General features: G+C 65.4%; 14 protein-coding genes. 9 read left to right on the top strand and 5 right to left on the bottom strand.

The window, feature by feature from the left end:
- Positions 1-15 precede the first annotated feature (15 nt).
- The 3 genes from PQ457_RS14005 to PQ457_RS13995 all read left to right on the top strand — a co-directional run bounded on the left by PQ457_RS14005 (position 16) and on the right by PQ457_RS13995 (position 2,292).
- The gene (locus tag PQ457_RS14005; protein WP_273617417.1) at positions 16-933 is read left to right on the top strand and encodes a pirin family protein; all 918 of its coding nucleotides are present in this window, start codon (positions 16-18) and stop codon (positions 931-933) included.
- A gap of 123 nt (positions 934-1,056) precedes the next feature.
- The gene (locus tag PQ457_RS14000) at positions 1,057-1,509 is read left to right on the top strand and encodes a c-type cytochrome (protein WP_273617416.1); all 453 of its coding nucleotides are present in this window, start codon (positions 1,057-1,059) and stop codon (positions 1,507-1,509) included.
- Positions 1,510-1,581: 72 nt separating this feature from the next.
- Positions 1,582-2,292 (top strand): cytochrome b/b6 domain-containing protein, encoded by a 711-nt coding sequence (locus tag PQ457_RS13995; RefSeq protein ID WP_273617415.1) that lies wholly within the window; start codon positions 1,582-1,584, stop codon positions 2,290-2,292.
- Positions 2,293-2,301: 9 nt separating this feature from the next.
- Here the strand turns inward: PQ457_RS13995 and PQ457_RS13990 are convergent, their stop codons facing one another.
- On the bottom strand, positions 2,302-3,345 hold the full coding sequence (locus tag PQ457_RS13990) for an aldo/keto reductase (protein ID WP_273617414.1): 1,044 nt from the start codon (positions 3,343-3,345) through the stop codon (positions 2,302-2,304).
- A 215-nt stretch (positions 3,346-3,560) separates the two neighbouring features.
- Between PQ457_RS13990 and cysK the strand changes: the two genes are divergently transcribed.
- The 4 genes from cysK (at position 3,561) to PQ457_RS13970 (ending at position 7,484) form a co-directional block, all read left to right on the top strand.
- Positions 3,561-4,481: a cysteine synthase A gene (gene cysK, locus PQ457_RS13985; RefSeq protein WP_273617413.1), complete on the top strand. Its 921-nt coding sequence runs from the start codon at positions 3,561-3,563 to the stop codon at positions 4,479-4,481.
- Between the two features lie 7 nt (positions 4,482-4,488).
- Positions 4,489-5,181, top strand: coding sequence for a glutamine amidotransferase (locus tag PQ457_RS13980; RefSeq protein ID WP_273617412.1), 693 nt, complete (start codon positions 4,489-4,491; stop codon positions 5,179-5,181).
- Between the two features lie 286 nt (positions 5,182-5,467).
- Complete coding sequence (gene ald, locus PQ457_RS13975) at positions 5,468-6,583, top strand: alanine dehydrogenase (protein ID WP_273617411.1); 1,116 nt, start codon at positions 5,468-5,470, stop codon at positions 6,581-6,583.
- A 64-nt stretch (positions 6,584-6,647) separates the two neighbouring features.
- The gene (locus PQ457_RS13970; RefSeq protein ID WP_273617410.1) at positions 6,648-7,484 is read left to right on the top strand and encodes a cupin domain-containing protein; all 837 of its coding nucleotides are present in this window, start codon (positions 6,648-6,650) and stop codon (positions 7,482-7,484) included.
- Here PQ457_RS13970 and PQ457_RS13965 read toward each other — a convergent pair.
- The 4 genes from PQ457_RS13965 to PQ457_RS13950 all read right to left on the bottom strand — a co-directional run bounded on the left by PQ457_RS13965 (position 7,462) and on the right by PQ457_RS13950 (position 11,901).
- Positions 7,462-8,859, bottom strand: coding sequence for a hypothetical protein (locus PQ457_RS13965; protein WP_273617409.1), 1,398 nt, complete (start codon positions 8,857-8,859; stop codon positions 7,462-7,464). The genes PQ457_RS13970 and PQ457_RS13965 overlap by 23 nt on opposite strands.
- A gap of 83 nt (positions 8,860-8,942) precedes the next feature.
- Complete coding sequence (locus tag PQ457_RS13960) at positions 8,943-9,644, bottom strand: ABC transporter ATP-binding protein (protein WP_273617408.1); 702 nt, start codon at positions 9,642-9,644, stop codon at positions 8,943-8,945.
- The gene (locus PQ457_RS13955; RefSeq protein ID WP_273617407.1) at positions 9,644-10,894 is read right to left on the bottom strand and encodes an ABC transporter permease; all 1,251 of its coding nucleotides are present in this window, start codon (positions 10,892-10,894) and stop codon (positions 9,644-9,646) included. The genes PQ457_RS13960 and PQ457_RS13955 overlap by 1 nt, the downstream gene beginning before the upstream one ends.
- On the bottom strand, positions 10,894-11,901 hold the full coding sequence (locus PQ457_RS13950) for an efflux RND transporter periplasmic adaptor subunit (protein WP_273617406.1): 1,008 nt from the start codon (positions 11,899-11,901) through the stop codon (positions 10,894-10,896). Before PQ457_RS13950 ends, PQ457_RS13955 begins: the two co-directional genes overlap by 1 nt.
- Before the next feature lie 234 nt (positions 11,902-12,135).
- Here PQ457_RS13950 and PQ457_RS13945 point away from each other — a divergent pair, with 234 nt between their 5' ends.
- Together PQ457_RS13945 and PQ457_RS13940 are read left to right on the top strand one after the other, a co-directional pair.
- Positions 12,136-13,272 (top strand): FIST N-terminal domain-containing protein, encoded by a 1,137-nt coding sequence (locus PQ457_RS13945; RefSeq protein ID WP_405029889.1) that lies wholly within the window; start codon positions 12,136-12,138, stop codon positions 13,270-13,272.
- Positions 13,273-13,274: 2 nt separating this feature from the next.
- Positions 13,275-15,497 carry a hybrid sensor histidine kinase/response regulator gene (locus PQ457_RS13940; protein ID WP_273617404.1) on the top strand — a complete coding sequence of 741 codons (2,223 nt, stop codon included), beginning with the start codon at positions 13,275-13,277 and terminating at the stop codon, positions 15,495-15,497.
- The last annotated feature ends 2 nt before the right edge of the window (positions 15,498-15,499 follow it).

The following is a 15,499-nucleotide window of genomic DNA, read 5'->3' as shown; positions in this document are numbered from 1 at the left end:
AGAAGGAGAGGTCCCATGACTGATTTTGCCGCCAACAGCCCCGTCGAGATGATGATCGTGCCGCCCCTGCGCGATCTGGGCGACGGCTTCAATGTCCGCCGCGCTTTGCCCAATGCGGGGCGGCGGATGGTGGGGCCTTTCATTTTCCTTGATCAGATGGGGCCGGTGGCCTTCACGCCGGATCAGGCGCTGGACGTGCGGCCCCATCCGCATATCGGCCTTGCCACGCTGACCTATCTCTTGGACGGGGCGATCATGCACAAGGACTCGCTGGGCAGCGAGCAGGTGATCGAACCGGGCGCGGTCAATTGGATGACCGCGGGGCAGGGCATCGTCCATTCCGAGCGCACCCCGGAAGGGCTGCGCGGCCAGCAGGGCGGGCTGTTCGGGCTTCAGACATGGCTGGCACTGCCCACGCAATATGAGGAAACCGCGCCGGAATTCTTCCACTATGGCGCGGGCGGCATGCCGCGCGATGGCGACAAGGGTTTCCATCTCTCGGTGATCGCCGGGCAGATCGACGGGTTGGTCTCGCCGGTCAAAACCTATTCCGATGTGCTGTGCGGCGATCTGGTCCTCTCGCCGGGCGGGCGCTATCGCCTTGCCGCTGATCATGTCGAGCGCGCCGCCTATGTCGTGAACGGCGAGGTCGTGGTCGAGGGGCAGGAAGGCAGTTTCACCACCAGCCAGCTCATCATCTTCAAGCCCGGCACCGAGGTGGTGATCGCCAGCGCGAACGGCGCCCGCATCTTCCTGATCGGGGGCGAGCCCTTTGCCGAAAAACGCTATGTTTACTGGAATTTCGTCTCCAGCCGCGCCGATCGCATCGAACAGGCCAAGCAGGACTGGCGCGAGGGCCGCTTTGGCCCGGTGCCGGGCGATGATGAATTCATCCCCTTGCCCGATGACATACCGGGGGTGAAACTCAAGTGATCATCGCATTTTTGAATACATTTGACGACATTCCGAGACTTGACTTTACCATGGCCAAAAGCGACCCCTAAGGCTGGTCGGGGGCGGCTTTTGCGCTGTGCCCGAATGAGATCGGGAGAATTTATGCGCAAGATTTCGATGATGATTGGTGCGCTCGCGCTGGGCGTGGCGGTTGCGGCGCAGGCGGCATCGCCCGCCCAGACCATTGAGGCGCGCCAGAAGTCGCTCAAGGAAATGGGCAAGGCGATGAAGGGCGCGGGCGATTCGTTCAAGTCCGGCAACCCCGACGCCGCCGTCATCAAGGCCAGCGCCGCCACCATTGCCGGTTATGCCGACAAGCTGGGCACCTGGTTCCCCAAGGGCACCGGCGCGGAAGCCGGCGTGAAGACCGCCGCCAAGGCCGACATCTGGACCGATCAGGCGGGCTTCAAGAAGGCCGCTGCCAACTTCTCGGCCGCCGCCAAGGGTTTCAAGACCGCCGCTGATTCGGGCGATCTGGCCGCCGCCGGCAAGGCGATGGGCGCGCTGGGCGGCACCTGCAAGGGTTGCCACGAAAAGTTCAAGAACAAGGACTGATCGCGGGTCTGTGTTTTGCAATTTCGGGGCGTCCGGCCAAGGTCGGGCGCCCTTCTTATTGGGGGGTCCGTCATGGATCAGAACAAGTCGCGCACCATCCGGCTCTGGGATCTGCCGGTGCGCCTGTTTCACTGGAGCGTGGTGCTGCTCGTGCCCGCGATGTGGGCCACGTATAAAGCTGGCAAGATGGACCTGCATATCAAGCTGGGGCTGGCGCTGGTCTTTATCGTGGGTTTCCGCATTCTCTGGGGCTTTCTGGGCAGCGAATCTGCGCGTTTCACCAGTTTCGTGAAAGGGCCGGGCGCGATCCGGGCCTATCTGCGCAGCGGGCGGGCGGGCAATGGCGGTCCGGTGGTCGGCCATAATCCGCTGGGCGCGCTCTCGGTGCTGGGCCTGCTGGGGCTGATGGCGGCGCAGGTCACGCTGGGCCTGTTTGCCACCGATACTGACGCCACCTATTCCGGGCCGCTCAATTATTGGGTGGGGTCCGATCTGGCCGAGACGCTGACCGAATTGCACGAGATCGGGTTCAACCTGATCGTGCTGATGGTGGTGATCCATCTGGGCGCGATCATCTATTACGCCGTGGCCAAGAAGGAGCGGCTGGTGCCCCCGATGGTGACGGGCAACAAGACCTATGACGAACCCGTGGCCCAGCCCAAGGGCGCGCCGCTGTGGCGTCTGGCGATTGCGCTGGTGCTGGCCGGGGGCTTGACCTGGTGGGTCTATCACGGCGGCCATTTCGTGCCTCCGCCGCCCCCGGCTTACGATATTTCCTATTAAGGGCCTACATCACGGACAGGGGTCCGGATAGAGGTTATACACCTCATCAATCGCCGTCAGCGCTTCCTCCGGCAGGGGGGTAAGGCTGGCGGCGATGTCGGTTTTGAGCTGCGCAACGCTGGTGGCCCCGATGATCGAGCTGGTGACAAAGGGGCGGCTGTAAACAAAGCCCAGCGCCAGTTGTTCGGGCGACAGGCCAAAGGCATGCGCCACGGCGATATAGCGCGCGGCGGCCTGCTGCTGGTTGACGGTGAAATAGCGGGTGAACTGTTTGGCCACATCAACGCGCGAACCCGGCGGCACCACCCCGCCCAGATATTTGCCCGAAAGATGCCCGGCGGCCAGCGGCGAATAGGCCAAGAGGCCAACGCCCTCGCGCAGGGCAAATTCGGACAGGCCCATCTCGAACACGCGGTTGAGCAGATTATAGGCGTTCTGGATCGATGCCACGCGCGGCAGGCCCTTGTCGCGGTGCAGCCGCAGCGCCTCGGACAGGCCCCATGGCGTTTCATTTGACACGCCAAAGGCGCGGATCTTGCCCGCCTTGGCCAGATCCACCAGCGCGGAAATGCTTTCCTCCAGCGGCGCGGCATCGGCGCGGTCATTCAGCGATTGCAGCCCGCGCCCGCCGAACATCGGCACGCCCCGGTCGGGCCAGTGGAGTTGGTAGAGATCGAGATAATCGGTCTGCAGCCGCCGCAAGCTCTCATCAATGGCCAGTTCGATATTGCGCCGGTCAAGGCTGTTGTTGCCGCCGCGCAGCGGGAAATGGCGCGCGGGGCCGGACACCTTGCTGGCCAGTACGATTTTGTCGCGGCGGCCCGATCGGGCGATCCATGTGCCGATCATCTCCTCGGTCCGGCCAAAGGTTTCGGGGCGCACCGGGGTGACGGGATACATTTCGGCGGTGTCGATGAAATTGATGCCATGGTCGAGCGCGACCTCGATCTGGGCATGGGCCTCGGCCTCGGTATTCTGCGAGCCGAAGGTCATGGTGCCAAGGCAGACGGCGCTGACCGACAGGCCGGTGGTGCCAAGCGGGCGATAATCCATGCGGGGATAATTCCTGATTGGGGGAAGGGGATAGGAAGGCCCAAGATAGGACGTGGGAGCCGGTTCATCCAGAGGGGTAAAGCGCGATTTGTGCGCGGACAAGAAAACTCAACTGGAACAGTTGTCATTGAGGATTAATCAGAACCGGTCCATGGCTTGACCGCCAGAAGATCCGGCGCGGCGGAGCGGCGCCAACAAGAGGAAAGGCAAGAGAGATGAAGGCCGATTCGATTCTCGCAACCATTGGCGGAACGCCCCATGTGCGCCTTTCGCGCCTGTTCCCCGATCACGAGGTCTGGGTAAAGAGCGAGCGCGGCAACCCCGGCGGTTCGATCAAGGACCGCATCGCGCTGGCCATGATCGAGGCGGCCGAGGCCGACGGCACGCTGGCGCCCGGCGGCACGATCATCGAGCCGACCAGCGGCAACACCGGCATCGGCCTAGCGCTGGTCGCGGCGGTCAAGGGCTACAAGCTGATCCTGGTCATGCCCGAAAGCATGAGCATCGAGCGCCGCCGCCTGATGCTGGCCTATGGCGCCTCGTTCGACCTGACCCCGCGCGAAAAGGGCATGAAGGGCGCGATCGAGCGCGCCAAGGAACTGGCCGCCGAAATCCCCGGCGCATGGATCCCGCAGCAGTTCGAAAATGCCGCCAACCCCGCCGTTCACGCCCGCACCACGGCGCAGGAAATCCTGGCCGATTTTGCCGATACGCCGATTGATGCGGTGATCACCGGGGTGGGCACCGGGGGCCATCTGACCGGCGTTGCCGAAGCGCTGAAACCCGTCTGGCCGGGGCTGAAGGCCTATGCGGTCGAACCCACCCTTTCGCCCGTCATCAGCGGCGGCCAGCCCGCGCCCCACCCGATTCAGGGCATCGGCGCCGGCTTCATCCCGGCCAACCTGCACACTGCGTCCATCGACGGCGTAATCCAGGTGGACCCGGCCGATGCCAAGGAATGGGCGCGCCGCTCGGCCCGCGAGGAAGGGCTGCTGGTCGGCATTTCCAGCGGCGCCACGCTGGCCGCCATCGCCCAGAAGCTCAAGGAACTGCCCGCGGGCAGCCGCGTCCTCGGCTTCAACTATGACACCGGCGAGCGCTATCTCTCGGTGCCGGATTTCCTGCCCGAACCCTAAGGCGAAAATGAAGAAAGCCCTGATCATCCGCCACGTCCCCCATGAGGGCGTGGCGGGATACCGCGCCCCGATCGAGGCGGCGGGATATGATGTGGACCGCATCGATGTGGCCGATCCCGCCTTCTCCTCGCTCGACCTGCGCGAGCCTGACCTGCTGATCATGATGGGCGGCCCGATGGGCGTCTATGAACAGGAACAGCACCCGTGGATCCGCTGCCAGATGCGCCGCCTTGCCATGCGGCTGGAGGCGGATCGGCCAACGCTGGGCGTATGCTTTGGCGCGCAGATGATGGCGGCGGCGCTGGGGGCCGAGGTCTATCCCGGCCCGCGCAAGGAAGTGGGCTTCCACCCCGTCCACGTCCACGCCAAGGACAGCCCGCTGCGTCATATCGAGGGCGTGCCGGTGCTGCACTGGCATGGCGATACGTTCACTCGCCCCGAAGGCGTCGAAATGCTGGCCGCCAGCCATGTCTATGACCATCAGGCCTTTCGCCGGGGGCGCAACATCCTCGCGCTGCAATTCCATGCCGAAATGGGCATGGACCCGCGCTTTGACGCTTGGATCGCGCAATCGCCCGAAAGCGTGGTCGAGGCGGGCGGCACCGAGGCGGAACTGCGCGCGGCCCATGCCGAACTGGGGCCGGGGGCGGTGGCGGCCGGGCGGGCGATGATTGCGGAGTGGCTGGAGGGGGTGGGGTAAGGTTTGTGGGTTTTATGCCTCCGGCGGGCAAAGGGCGGGGGCCCTTTGCAATCCCGTTACTGGGAGTTTGGGCCGAGATCTTGGCGTCTTGGGCTATGGATTGAAAGCCTGCGGCGCCGAGAGGTAGCGCAAAAAGCGCCGCAGGCTTTAATAATTCAAACGCCGCGTCCGACATGCAACGCCGAACTCATCGCACAACGCAGACAGTAACGGGAGCGCGAGGGTCTAGACCCTCGCATTTCTCCTTCTCCTTCCTATCTCAGCGGAGCCACCAAGGAGTCCGCCCATGATCGTCGGCACTGTCAAAGAGATCAAGAACCACGAATACCGCGTTGGCCTGACGCCGGAGAGCGTTTACGAGCTGACCGCCCATGGCCATACGGTGCTGGTCGAGGCGGGCGCGGGCCTTGGTATTGGCGCCAGTGATGCCGATTACGCCGCGGCGGGCGCGCAGATTATCGCCACCCCCGCCGAAATATTCGCCCGCGCCGATATGGTGGTCAAGGTCAAGGAGCCGCAGGCGGTCGAGCGGGCCATGCTGCGCGAGGGGCAGGTGCTCTTCACCTATCTCCATCTGGCCCCCGATCCGGCCCAGACAGCCGATCTGATCCAATCGCGCGCGGTGTGCATCGCCTATGAAACTGTAACGGACGCGCAGGGCGGACTGCCCTTGCTCAAGCCCATGTCACAGGTGGCCGGGCGGATGGCGATACAGGCCGGGGCCACGGCGCTGGAAAAGGCCCATGGCGGGCGCGGGGTTTTGCTGGGCGGGGTGCCGGGGGTGGCGCCCGCGCGGGTGGTGGTGCTCGGCGGCGGCGTGGTGGGGTTCAACGCGGCGGAAATGGCGGTGGGCCTTTGCGCCGATGTGACGGTCCTTGACCGCAGCCCCTCGGTGCTGGAGCGGCTCTCGACCCATTTCGGCGCGCGGGCCAAAACGCTCTATTCCAGCCGCGCCAATCTGGCCGCCGCCGTGGCTGGGGCGGATCTGGTGATCGGGGCGGTGCTGATCCCCGGCGCGGCGGCGCCCAACCTGGTGACGCGCGCGATGCTCTCCACCATGCAGCCGGGCGCGGTGCTGGTCGATGTGGCCATCGATCAGGGCGGCTGTTTTGAAACCAGCCATGCCACCACCCATGCCGACCCGACCTATATCGTCGATGGCATCGTCCATTATGCCGTGGCCAATATGCCCGGCGCCGTGGCGCGCACCAGCACCTATGCGCTCAACAATGCCACGCTGCCCCATACGCTGGCGATGGCCAATCTGGGCTGGCGCGAGGCGCTGCGCCGCGATCTCCATCTGCGCCAAGGGCTGAATGTGTGGGATGGGCATATCACCCATGCCGCCGTGGCCGAGGCGCTGGGCTATGCCGCCATGGCGCCCGAGGCCGCGCTGGGGTAAGCGTTAGCCATTCCTTGGCATTCTGCGCCTAAACCGGGGCGCAAATTCAGGGGAATCATGGCCGATGTCTTTTTTGCCGCCGCGTGCCTTCGAAACTTTTGCCGCCAATTATCCCGAAGTGCCGCATGTGATGGAGCATAATCTTTGCGGCCATCCGTTGATGGAACTGGAGTCGCTGGCCCGGCTGATCGAGCGGCTTCCGGCCAAAAATGTCGAATATGCCTATGCCAAACAGCCGATCGGCATCAGCGGCAAGCCCCCCGTGCCCTCGATCAGCGCCGCCGATGCGGTGCGCCAGATCGACAGCGCGGGCTGTTGGGTGGCAATCAAGCATCTGGAGGAGGACGAGGCCTATCGCGCGCTGCTGCTCGATGTGATCGGTGAGCTGGAGGGCGCGATTACCTGCAAGACCGGCAAGGTCTATCATCCGCAGGGCTTTGTCTTTGTCTCCTCGCCCAATGCCGTCACGCCCTATCACTTTGACCCGGAACACAATATCCTGATGCAAATCCGGGGCAGCAAGGTGATGACCCAGTTCCCCGCCGCCGAGGAGGCCTATAGCCCGGCGCGCGTGCATGAGATCTATCACACCGGCGGCGGGCGTGAACTGAAATGGAGCGATGACCTTTTGCCGGGGGGGCGCGATTTCGCGCTGGCGCCTGGGCAGGGCCTGATGGTGCCGGTGATGGCGCCGCATTTCGTGAAGAACGGGCCGGAGGTGTCCGTCTCGCTCTCGATCACCTGGCGCTCGCAATGGTCCTATGACGAGGCCGCCGCCCATGCCTTCAACGGTGTGCTGCGCGGTCTGGGGCTGAACCCGCGCCGCCCCGGCCGCTGGCCCGCCCGGAACAAGGCCAAGGCGCTGGGCTGGCGCGCGATCAGGAAGCTGGGGCTGAAATAGGCGAGGCCCCCAAGGCCCGGAACGCATCGCGCGCCAGCGGCGCCAGCCCATATAGCGTGCCGCCCAGCATCAGCAGGCTGTCGAGCAGGCCGTTGGAATAACGCCCGCCAAGCGGCGACATCACCAGCACCGTGACGATCAGCAGCGGCAGGCGCCGGTCGCCGGGGCGGGGGGGATTGCGCTCCAGATCGGCCACCAGCAGCACGAGGACCGCCACAAAGGCCACGATGTGATAATAGGAATAGACCGGCACGAACATCGCGGGCAGCGCCGTCAGCAGAAACACCAGCACCGGCAGGGTAATCCGCCGCGCCCACGCGCCCCAGATCGCCAGCAAGAGCGCCGCGCTGCCGCCCAGTTCCAGCGCCTGCGCCAGTGTTTCGTTATAGCGCGGGCGCACATCCATCAGCATCAGCACGCCCTTCGCCCACAGAAACAGCGAGGCGTTCCATTCATCGCCCATGTCCGAGACAATATAGCGGTAATGATAGATCCGCAGACCCCGCCGCACATTGTCCGGCGTGTAGAGCGGATAAAGCGCATGGGCGATGGGAAAGGCGATCGCGGCCAGCGCCACGCTTAACGCGCCCGGAATCGCCATGCGGCAAAACCGCGCCCAGAGCGAGCCCGTGCCCAGCAGCTCGATCAGGACCAGCAGCGCCGGTTCGGGCCGCAGATTGACCGAAAGCGCCAGCATCACCCAGCCCGCCCACCGATTGCGTCCCGACACGGCCGTTGCCAGCCAGCCCAGCGTCAGCAGCCCCGAATAGCCCCCCGCCAGATTGCCGCGCGAGAGCATCCAGAGCACCGGATAGCAGGCGAGCGCCGCAAACAGGATGAACCTGCCGCATTCGCGCGACACCCCGAAATGCGCCCTCGCCATCCGCGCCACGCCCCACCCGCCGATCAGATAGGCCCCCCAGAACACCGCCATCGCCACCAGCGGATTGGTGGCCGCGATCAGATGGGCGCAGGACAAATAAAGCACGCTGGCAAAGGGCGGCAGGTGGAGGTTGGTCACATCGGCCTGATCGTCGGGCAGGGCGAGGTTATGGGCCGACAGGTCATAGGGATTGTCCAGCAGATAGAGCCGGAAAATATGGGGCCAGTGGTTCAGATAGGCCTTGTCGGCCAGCGTTTCGGTGAAAATATGGCTGTAGGACAGCGCCACCTTGATGAAATCGGCATAGCGGTCATTGGCGGGAAAGAACATCGAATCCCGGTCGCCGCTGAAGGCCGCAAATATATCGTCGCCCAGCCCCCGCACCGCCAGAATGCCGACCATGACCAGCAACAGCCGACCCGGCCGATACAGGCCATGATCAAGGATCGCACTTTCCATCCGACCATAGAGGTGGCGCAACCAGCGCAGCATGGGGCATCTCCTGAGCAAGCCTGCGGGGCAGGGCTTTCCAGGGCGGTAGGCCGGACGGTTTGCCCGGATATTTCTTCCATATTTCACGAAGGCGGGTTTTGTTCCCTCACCTCGATCACGCGCCCGTCCAGCATGGAAACGCGAATGTCGGCCAGATCGGCAATCCCCATGTCATGGGTTACGCAGACCACCGCGCGCCCCTGTTCATGGGCCAGCGCGCGGAACAGTTCGACCACGCGGGCCGAATTGACGCTGTCGAGATTGCCGGTCGGCTCATCGCCCAGCACAAGGCGCGGATTGTTGGCCAGCGCGCGGGCGATGGCCACGCGCTGTCTTTCGCCGCCCGAAAGTTTTTCGGGCAATTTCCAGCCCTTTTCCGCGAGGCCCACATCGGCCAGCAGGCTCTTCGCCCGCGCCTCAACCTCGCGCGGGGACAGGCGCCCAAGGCGGCGCAGCGGCAGCATGACATTTTCAAGAGCCGTAAATTCGGGGAGCAGGAAATGGAACTGAAACACAAAGCCGAAATGCTCGAGCCGGATCGCGGCGCGTTCATCGCCCGACATTTGCGCCAGATCGCGCCCGTCAAACAGCAATTGACCCCCCGTGGGCCGGTCGATCAGGCCGAGGAGATAGAGCAGCGAGGATTTGCCGCAGCCCGATGGCCCGACAATCGCGGTAAAGCGCCCCGGCATTACCGCCAGATCGGCATCATCGACCAGCACCGGCGGCGGATCGCCGTCCAGTTCGCGCCGCAGATGGCGGGCCACAAGGATCGGCTCGACCATCAGACGGCTCCGCGCAGAATATCGACCGGATCGACCCGCGATGCCTTGCGCGCGGGCAGCCACGCCGCCAGCACGCCCGCGGCCAGCGAGGCCGCCGCCGCAATCGCATATTGGCGCGGCGAACGGTCGAGCGGCATGTGCTGGATCTCGCCCCCGATGGGAAATTCAAGGCTGCCCAGAATGGTCATCAGGCCAAAGCCCAGCGCCCAGCCCAGCAGAATGCCGATCACCGCCAGCGCCATGCCCTCCAGCACAAAGACCATCTGGAGATCGCCCTGCGAAAAGCCCATCGAGCGCAGGATGGCAATGTCGCGCCGCTTGTCGGCCACGCTGTTCGACACGGCGGTATAGATGCCGAAAGAGGCCACCAGCAGGATGGCCGAAACCACCGTGTACATGATGACATTGCGCGTCAGCAGCAAGGACAGGAAATCGGCGCTGCGTTCCTGCCAGCTTTGGGCCTTATAGCGATAGCGCGCCTCCAGCCCCGCCGCGACCGTTTCGGCGTCATAGGGATCGGCCAGCTTCACCCCGATCCGGTTGATGATGAAGGGCCGCCCCAACAGGCTCTGCGCCTCGCGCAGCAGCATATAGCCGTTCGACCCGCCAAGCTGACTGTTGCCCTTCTTGACCAGCGCGACGATGCGCAGCGACCGTGTGGTGCCGTTGGCGGCGGTGGCGGGCACGATGTCGCCCATGCCGCGCCCCAGCCTTTGCGCCAGTTCCTCGCCAAGGATCACGCCGCCCTGCACCCGTTCCAGATCGTCCAGACGGCCGCTGCGCAGCTTGTCGCTGATCGAGCTGACCTTGGCCTCCAGCCCCGGCTCGATGCCGACAATCGCCAGCGGCTCGTCGCGCCCGCCCAGCCGCAGCGTGACCGCGCCCGACAGGCTGGGCGAACCGATCGCGCCGGGGATGGCATTGACGCTGGCCAGAATCCGCTGCCAGTCCTTTAATCCGCGCACCTCGTTGCGGATGCGATAGCCGTGCAGCTCGACCGCGCCGCCCGGATAGGCCGCGATTCCCGGCTGGGGCGGGGGGCTGCGCAATTCGTCGGAGATGATGATATGGGGCGCGACATCGATCAATTGCCGCACGAAATCATTCTGGCTGCCCACCATCAGCGCGGACACGGCCAGAAAGAACCCCACCCCCACCGCCACCCCGCTGGTGGCCACCAGCGTTTGCCGCCGCCGCACGATCAGATGGCGCGAGGCAATATGGACCAGCAGGGAAAAGCGCGCCAGCATCAGGGCTGCGCCGGACGCAGGCGCTGCCCCTCCGCCAGATCAGCGGGCGGGTTGAGGATGACCGTTTCACCGCTGCGCAATCCGCTGGTGATCTCGACTTTGCTGGTGCCGTCGGCGCCCTTGGTGATCGCGCGCGATGCCGCGCGGCCCTGCGCCACCACCCAGACATGCCGCCCATCGCCCACCAGCGCGGATGCCGGCACCAGCACGGCGGCCTTGCGCTCGCTGGTGATGATATTGACCTCCAGCGTCAGCCCCATCGGCAGCGGTTTGGCGGTATCGGGCAGCAGGCGCACGCGAAAAGCGCGCACGGTGGGGTCGCCGCCCGGTGTCACCTCGGAAACATGCGCCGGAATCGCGCCGGAGAGCGCGTCGGAGGACATCAACGCCTTTTGCCCCACCGCCACGCGGGTGATGTCGCGCTCGTCCACCGTGGCGGTGATGCGGATGCGCGATGGATCGCCCAGTTGAAACAAGACCTTGGTGGGCGTTGCCAGATCGCCGGGATAGACATCGCGCTTGGTCACGATGCCGTCGGAATTGGCGCGCACCACCAGTTGGTCGAGCCGGGCGCGGGCGGTCGCGCTGGCCGCGCGGGCGGCATCGGCGGCGGTGGTGGCATTGTCGCGCGCGGCCGCCGTCACCCACCCGTCGCGGAACAGGGCCAGGTTGCGCCGCTCGATCACCTCGGCGGCGCGCTGCTGGGCGCGGGCCTGATCGAGCAGGCCATGCTGTTCATCATCGGCAAGCAGCACCAGCGCCTGACCGCGTTTGACCGCCGCGCCTTCATCCACCAGCACCCGCGCCACAGGGGCGGTGATGCGCGAGGAGACGGATACCGGCTGCTGGGCTTCGACATAGCCGGTGGCATAGACCTGTTGCGAGGCCGGGCCGAGCTGGGCCTGCGCCACCTGCACGACCAAGGGCCGGTCGCGCCAGACCCAGACGCCCGCGCCGCCTGCCGCCAGCACCAGCCCCAAGCCTATGACGTAACGCGCCTTTACCACCCGTTCTGCCTCCTGTCGGCCTTGTGCGGGGCCTTTTGCGCATCAGGGGTGCCTGCGTCTTTGCCAAGTGTCAATTTCGCGCGTCTTTGCCGGGCGGAATCTTATCCTTATTATCCTTAAGTCCTATATCGAGCGCATCGCTCCCCCTTGGCCCTGAGGGGGAGTCCGGCTAAGGTGAGGCAATCGAGAATGTCGGCAACAGGCATCCGGGGGTTGGAGAGGGTAATGGCGCATATGGCGCGTTCGGCTTTGGCTGTGGTATCATCTCATGCAAGCGACCCGGTGACCGCCGTGGACGAGGTGGTGCGCGCGATCGGCGGGATGGCGCTGGCGGGGGGCCTGCTGTTCTGCTCGCATCGCTATGACCGCGATGAACTGGCGGGCGAACTGGCCCGGCGGCTGGGCGACTTTCCTCTGATCGGCTGCACCAGCGCGGGCGAACTGACCCAGCGCGGCTATGACGAGGACAGTCTGGTTTTCATCGGCTTTCCCGCCGACGGCTTTGCCATGAGCGTGCTGCATTTCGACGATCTGGACGGGTTCGACGTGGCAGAGGGGCGGCGCGCGGTGCGCGAACTGGCGGCGCAGGCGGCGGCCTCGGCGCGGCGGCTGGGCGAACAATTGCACCATGCGGCGATCTTTCTGGTCGATGGCCTCTCGCACCGCGAGGAACTGGTGACGATGACGGTGCAGGACGCGCTGGGCGAGACGGTGATGGTGGGCGGATCGTCGGGCGACGGCATGGTGTTTCGCGAAACCGGCGTGCTGGTCGACGGGCGATTCGTCAAGGATGCCGCCGTGGTGGCGATGCTGTCCAGCACGCGGCCCCTGCATGCCTTTTGCTCGCACCACTATCGCCCGCGTGAGGAGCGGATGGTCGTCACCTCCGCCGATGCGCAGGCGCGCGTGGTGTTCGAGATCAACGCCCGCCCCGCCGCGCAGGAATATGCAAGGATCGCCGGATTGGTGGGCGGCGAGATCGATGCGGCTTTCTTTGCCGCCAATCCGCCCATGGTGCGCGCCGGGGGCGAATATCACATCCGCGCGGTGCAGAGCGCCAATCCTGACGGCAGCCTGACCTTTTACTGCGCCATCGACAATGGCATCGTGCTGCGCGTGGGCGAAAGGGTGGACCGGCTGGCCCATCTCGAACGCCTGTTTTCCGAGGTGGAAACCCGCGTGGGCGAGATCGACCATGTGATCGGTTTCGATTGCGTTTTGAACCGGGTGGACGCCGACAATCGCCAGATCACGCGCGAGGTTTCCCAGCTTTATGCCGCGCGCCACGTCGTGGGCTTCAACACCTATGGCGAGCAATTCCGCGCCGCCCATAATAACCAGACGCTGAGCGGTCTGGCGATCGGCGCGTGAGGATGGCCGAGGCGGACCGGCCAGATGCCGGGGCATTGGTGGAACGCATCCGCCAGCTTGAAAAGATCAACGAGGCGCTGATCGACCGGGTTGAGCGGTCGAGCGATGTGCAGGGCGGCGCTTTCTCGATGTTCGAGGCGGCCATTGCGCTCGAGGCCATGGTGCGCGACCGCACCGCCGCGCTGGAGCAGGCGCTGTCGCGGTTGAACGAGGCCAATGCCGAAATGGCCGAGGCCCACCGCGATGCCGATGCGGCGCGGGTGCGGCTGCGCGACGCGATCGAATCTTTGCCCGACGGCTTTGCGCTGTTCGATGCCGATGACCGTCTGCTGCTGCATAATGAGGCCTATCTGGGTTTCTGGCCGGCGCTGCGCGGGCGTGATCTCTCCTCGGTGACCTTTGGCGAGATCGCCGAAATGGCGGCGCAAAGCGGGCTGCCGGTCGGATCGCTGGTGTCGCGCGAACGCTGGCTGGCCGACCGGCTTTCGCAACATGCCAAGGCCGACCGGGTGCATGTTCAGGCGCTGGCCGATGGGCGCTGGGTTCAGATCAACGAGTTGAAAACATCGGAAGGCGGGCGCGTCGGCATCTATACCGATGTGACCGAGGTGAAGGCCGAGGATGCGCGCGAACGCGCCCGCGAACTGGCCGAGCGCAACCTCGTGCTTCAGGCCACGCTCGATACTTTGTCCGAGGGCGTGTGCCATTATGGGCTGGATCGCCGCCTGTTGGTGCGCAATCAGGGCATGGTGCGCCTGCTTGGGCTGGACGCGCGGGGCAGCAAGCGTCTGGAAACCCATGCGGGCCTGCTCTCCTATTGCCGCGACCGGCTGGGGATTGATTGCACATCGGCGCTGGAATGGCGCGAAACGGGCGAGCAGGTCGAGACGCCCTGCGTGCTGGGCGGGCGGCATTTCATCATCCGCTCAACGCCCCTGACGCCGGGCGGCGGCATGGCCTTCAGCTTTGACGACATTACCGAGCGAGTACAGGACCGCAATGCCCTGCGCGAGGCGGCCGAGATGCTGGAGCGCCGCGTTGCCGAGCGCACCACTGCATTGCAGGCCGAGATTGCCGAGCGCCGCGAGGTGGAAGGGCAATTGCGTGCGGCCAAGACCGCAGCCGAACATGCCAATCGCGACAAGACCCGCTTTCTGGCCGCGGCCAGCCACGATCTGCTGCAACCTTTGAACGCGGCGCGGCTGTTTGTCTCGGCGCTGGCCGAACGGCGCCTTGCCGCGCCCAGCCGCGCGCTGGTGCGCCAGACCGGGGTGGCGCTCGATTCGGTCGAGGATCTGCTCGAGGCTTTGTTCGAGATCTCACGGCTGGATGCGGGCGCCATAACGCCTGCGTGGAGCGCGATTGAGTTGGAGCCGATGCTGGCCGCGCTGCGCATCGAATTTGCCGCCGTGGCGCGGGCCGAGGGGCTCTCGCTCGACATTCCGGTCACCGATGTCTGGGTGCGCTCGGATATCCGTTTGCTGCGCCGCATTTTGCAGAATTTCCTCTCCAACGCGATCCGCTACACCGCGCAGGGCTGCGTCAGCATCACCATTGCCGCGCAGGAGGGTGGCGCGCGCATCACCGTGCGCGACACCGGGCCGGGCATCGCGCCTGAGCATCAGGAAGCGATTTTCGAGGAATTCCGCCGTCTGGAATCGACCCAGCGCATTCCCGGCAAGGGGCTGGGTCTGGCCATCGTGCGGCGCGCGGCCACGATGCTGGGCCATCGTCTCGATGTGGAATCAACGCCGGGGCAGGGCAGCGCCTTTTCCGTGCTGGTCCCTCTGGCCGAGGCGCGCAGCGACAAGGGCGGCGATGCCTCGCGCCCGATGCGCCCCGGCGTAACCGGCACCCAGAGCCTGCTGGTGATCGACAATGATCCGGCGATTCTGGCGGGCATGGCCGCGCTGCTGCGCAATTGGGGCCATCATGTGGCCACCGCCACCGGCCCGCTGGATGAGGAAGCCGCCGAGGCCATTGCACAGGGGATCGACATGATCATTGCCGATTATCACCTCGACGATGCCTTGCGCGGGGACGAGGCGATTGCGATTGTGCGCAAGGCGGCTGGGCGCGAGGTTCCAGCTCTGGTCATCACCGCCGACCGTAGCGACGAGGTGAAAGCCACGCTGGCTCAGGCGCGGGTGCCGATGCTGAACAAGCCGGTCAAGCCGGCGCAATTGCGGGCATTGATGCGCAATATGCTGGGGAATGGGGCGTAACG

This window comes from Novosphingobium humi, assembly GCF_028607105.1.
GTDB lineage: Bacteria > Pseudomonadota > Alphaproteobacteria > Sphingomonadales > Sphingomonadaceae > Novosphingobium > Novosphingobium humi.
Note: the sequence above shows the minus strand (reverse complement) of the source record. Positions and strands in the feature narration are given on the sequence as shown.

Excerpts from the sequence above, each read along its gene's own strand:
- PQ457_RS13965 (WP_273617409.1), bottom strand. The coding sequence starts at position 8,859 with ATGCTGCGCTGGTTGCGCCACCTCTATGGTCGGATGGAAAGTGCGATC.
- PQ457_RS13990 (WP_273617414.1), bottom strand. The coding sequence starts at position 3,345 with ATGGATTATCGCCCGCTTGGCACCACCGGCCTGTCGGTCAGCGCCGTC.
- PQ457_RS13995 (WP_273617415.1), top strand. The coding sequence starts at position 1,582 with ATGGATCAGAACAAGTCGCGCACCATCCGGCTCTGGGATCTGCCGGTG.
- PQ457_RS14000 (WP_273617416.1), top strand. The coding sequence starts at position 1,057 with ATGCGCAAGATTTCGATGATGATTGGTGCGCTCGCGCTGGGCGTGGCG.
- PQ457_RS13980 (WP_273617412.1), top strand. The coding sequence starts at position 4,489 with ATGAAGAAAGCCCTGATCATCCGCCACGTCCCCCATGAGGGCGTGGCG.
- PQ457_RS13970 (WP_273617410.1), top strand. The coding sequence starts at position 6,648 with ATGTCTTTTTTGCCGCCGCGTGCCTTCGAAACTTTTGCCGCCAATTAT.
- cysK (WP_273617413.1), top strand. The coding sequence starts at position 3,561 with ATGAAGGCCGATTCGATTCTCGCAACCATTGGCGGAACGCCCCATGTG.
- PQ457_RS13945 (WP_405029889.1), top strand. The coding sequence starts at position 12,136 with ATGGCGCGTTCGGCTTTGGCTGTGGTATCATCTCATGCAAGCGACCCG.
- PQ457_RS13960 (WP_273617408.1), bottom strand. The coding sequence starts at position 9,644 with ATGGTCGAGCCGATCCTTGTGGCCCGCCATCTGCGGCGCGAACTGGAC.
- PQ457_RS13955 (WP_273617407.1), bottom strand. The coding sequence starts at position 10,894 with ATGCTGGCGCGCTTTTCCCTGCTGGTCCATATTGCCTCGCGCCATCTG.
- ald (WP_273617411.1), top strand. The coding sequence starts at position 5,468 with ATGATCGTCGGCACTGTCAAAGAGATCAAGAACCACGAATACCGCGTT.
- PQ457_RS13940 (WP_273617404.1), top strand. The coding sequence starts at position 13,275 with ATGGCCGAGGCGGACCGGCCAGATGCCGGGGCATTGGTGGAACGCATC.
- PQ457_RS14005 (WP_273617417.1), top strand. The coding sequence starts at position 16 with ATGACTGATTTTGCCGCCAACAGCCCCGTCGAGATGATGATCGTGCCG.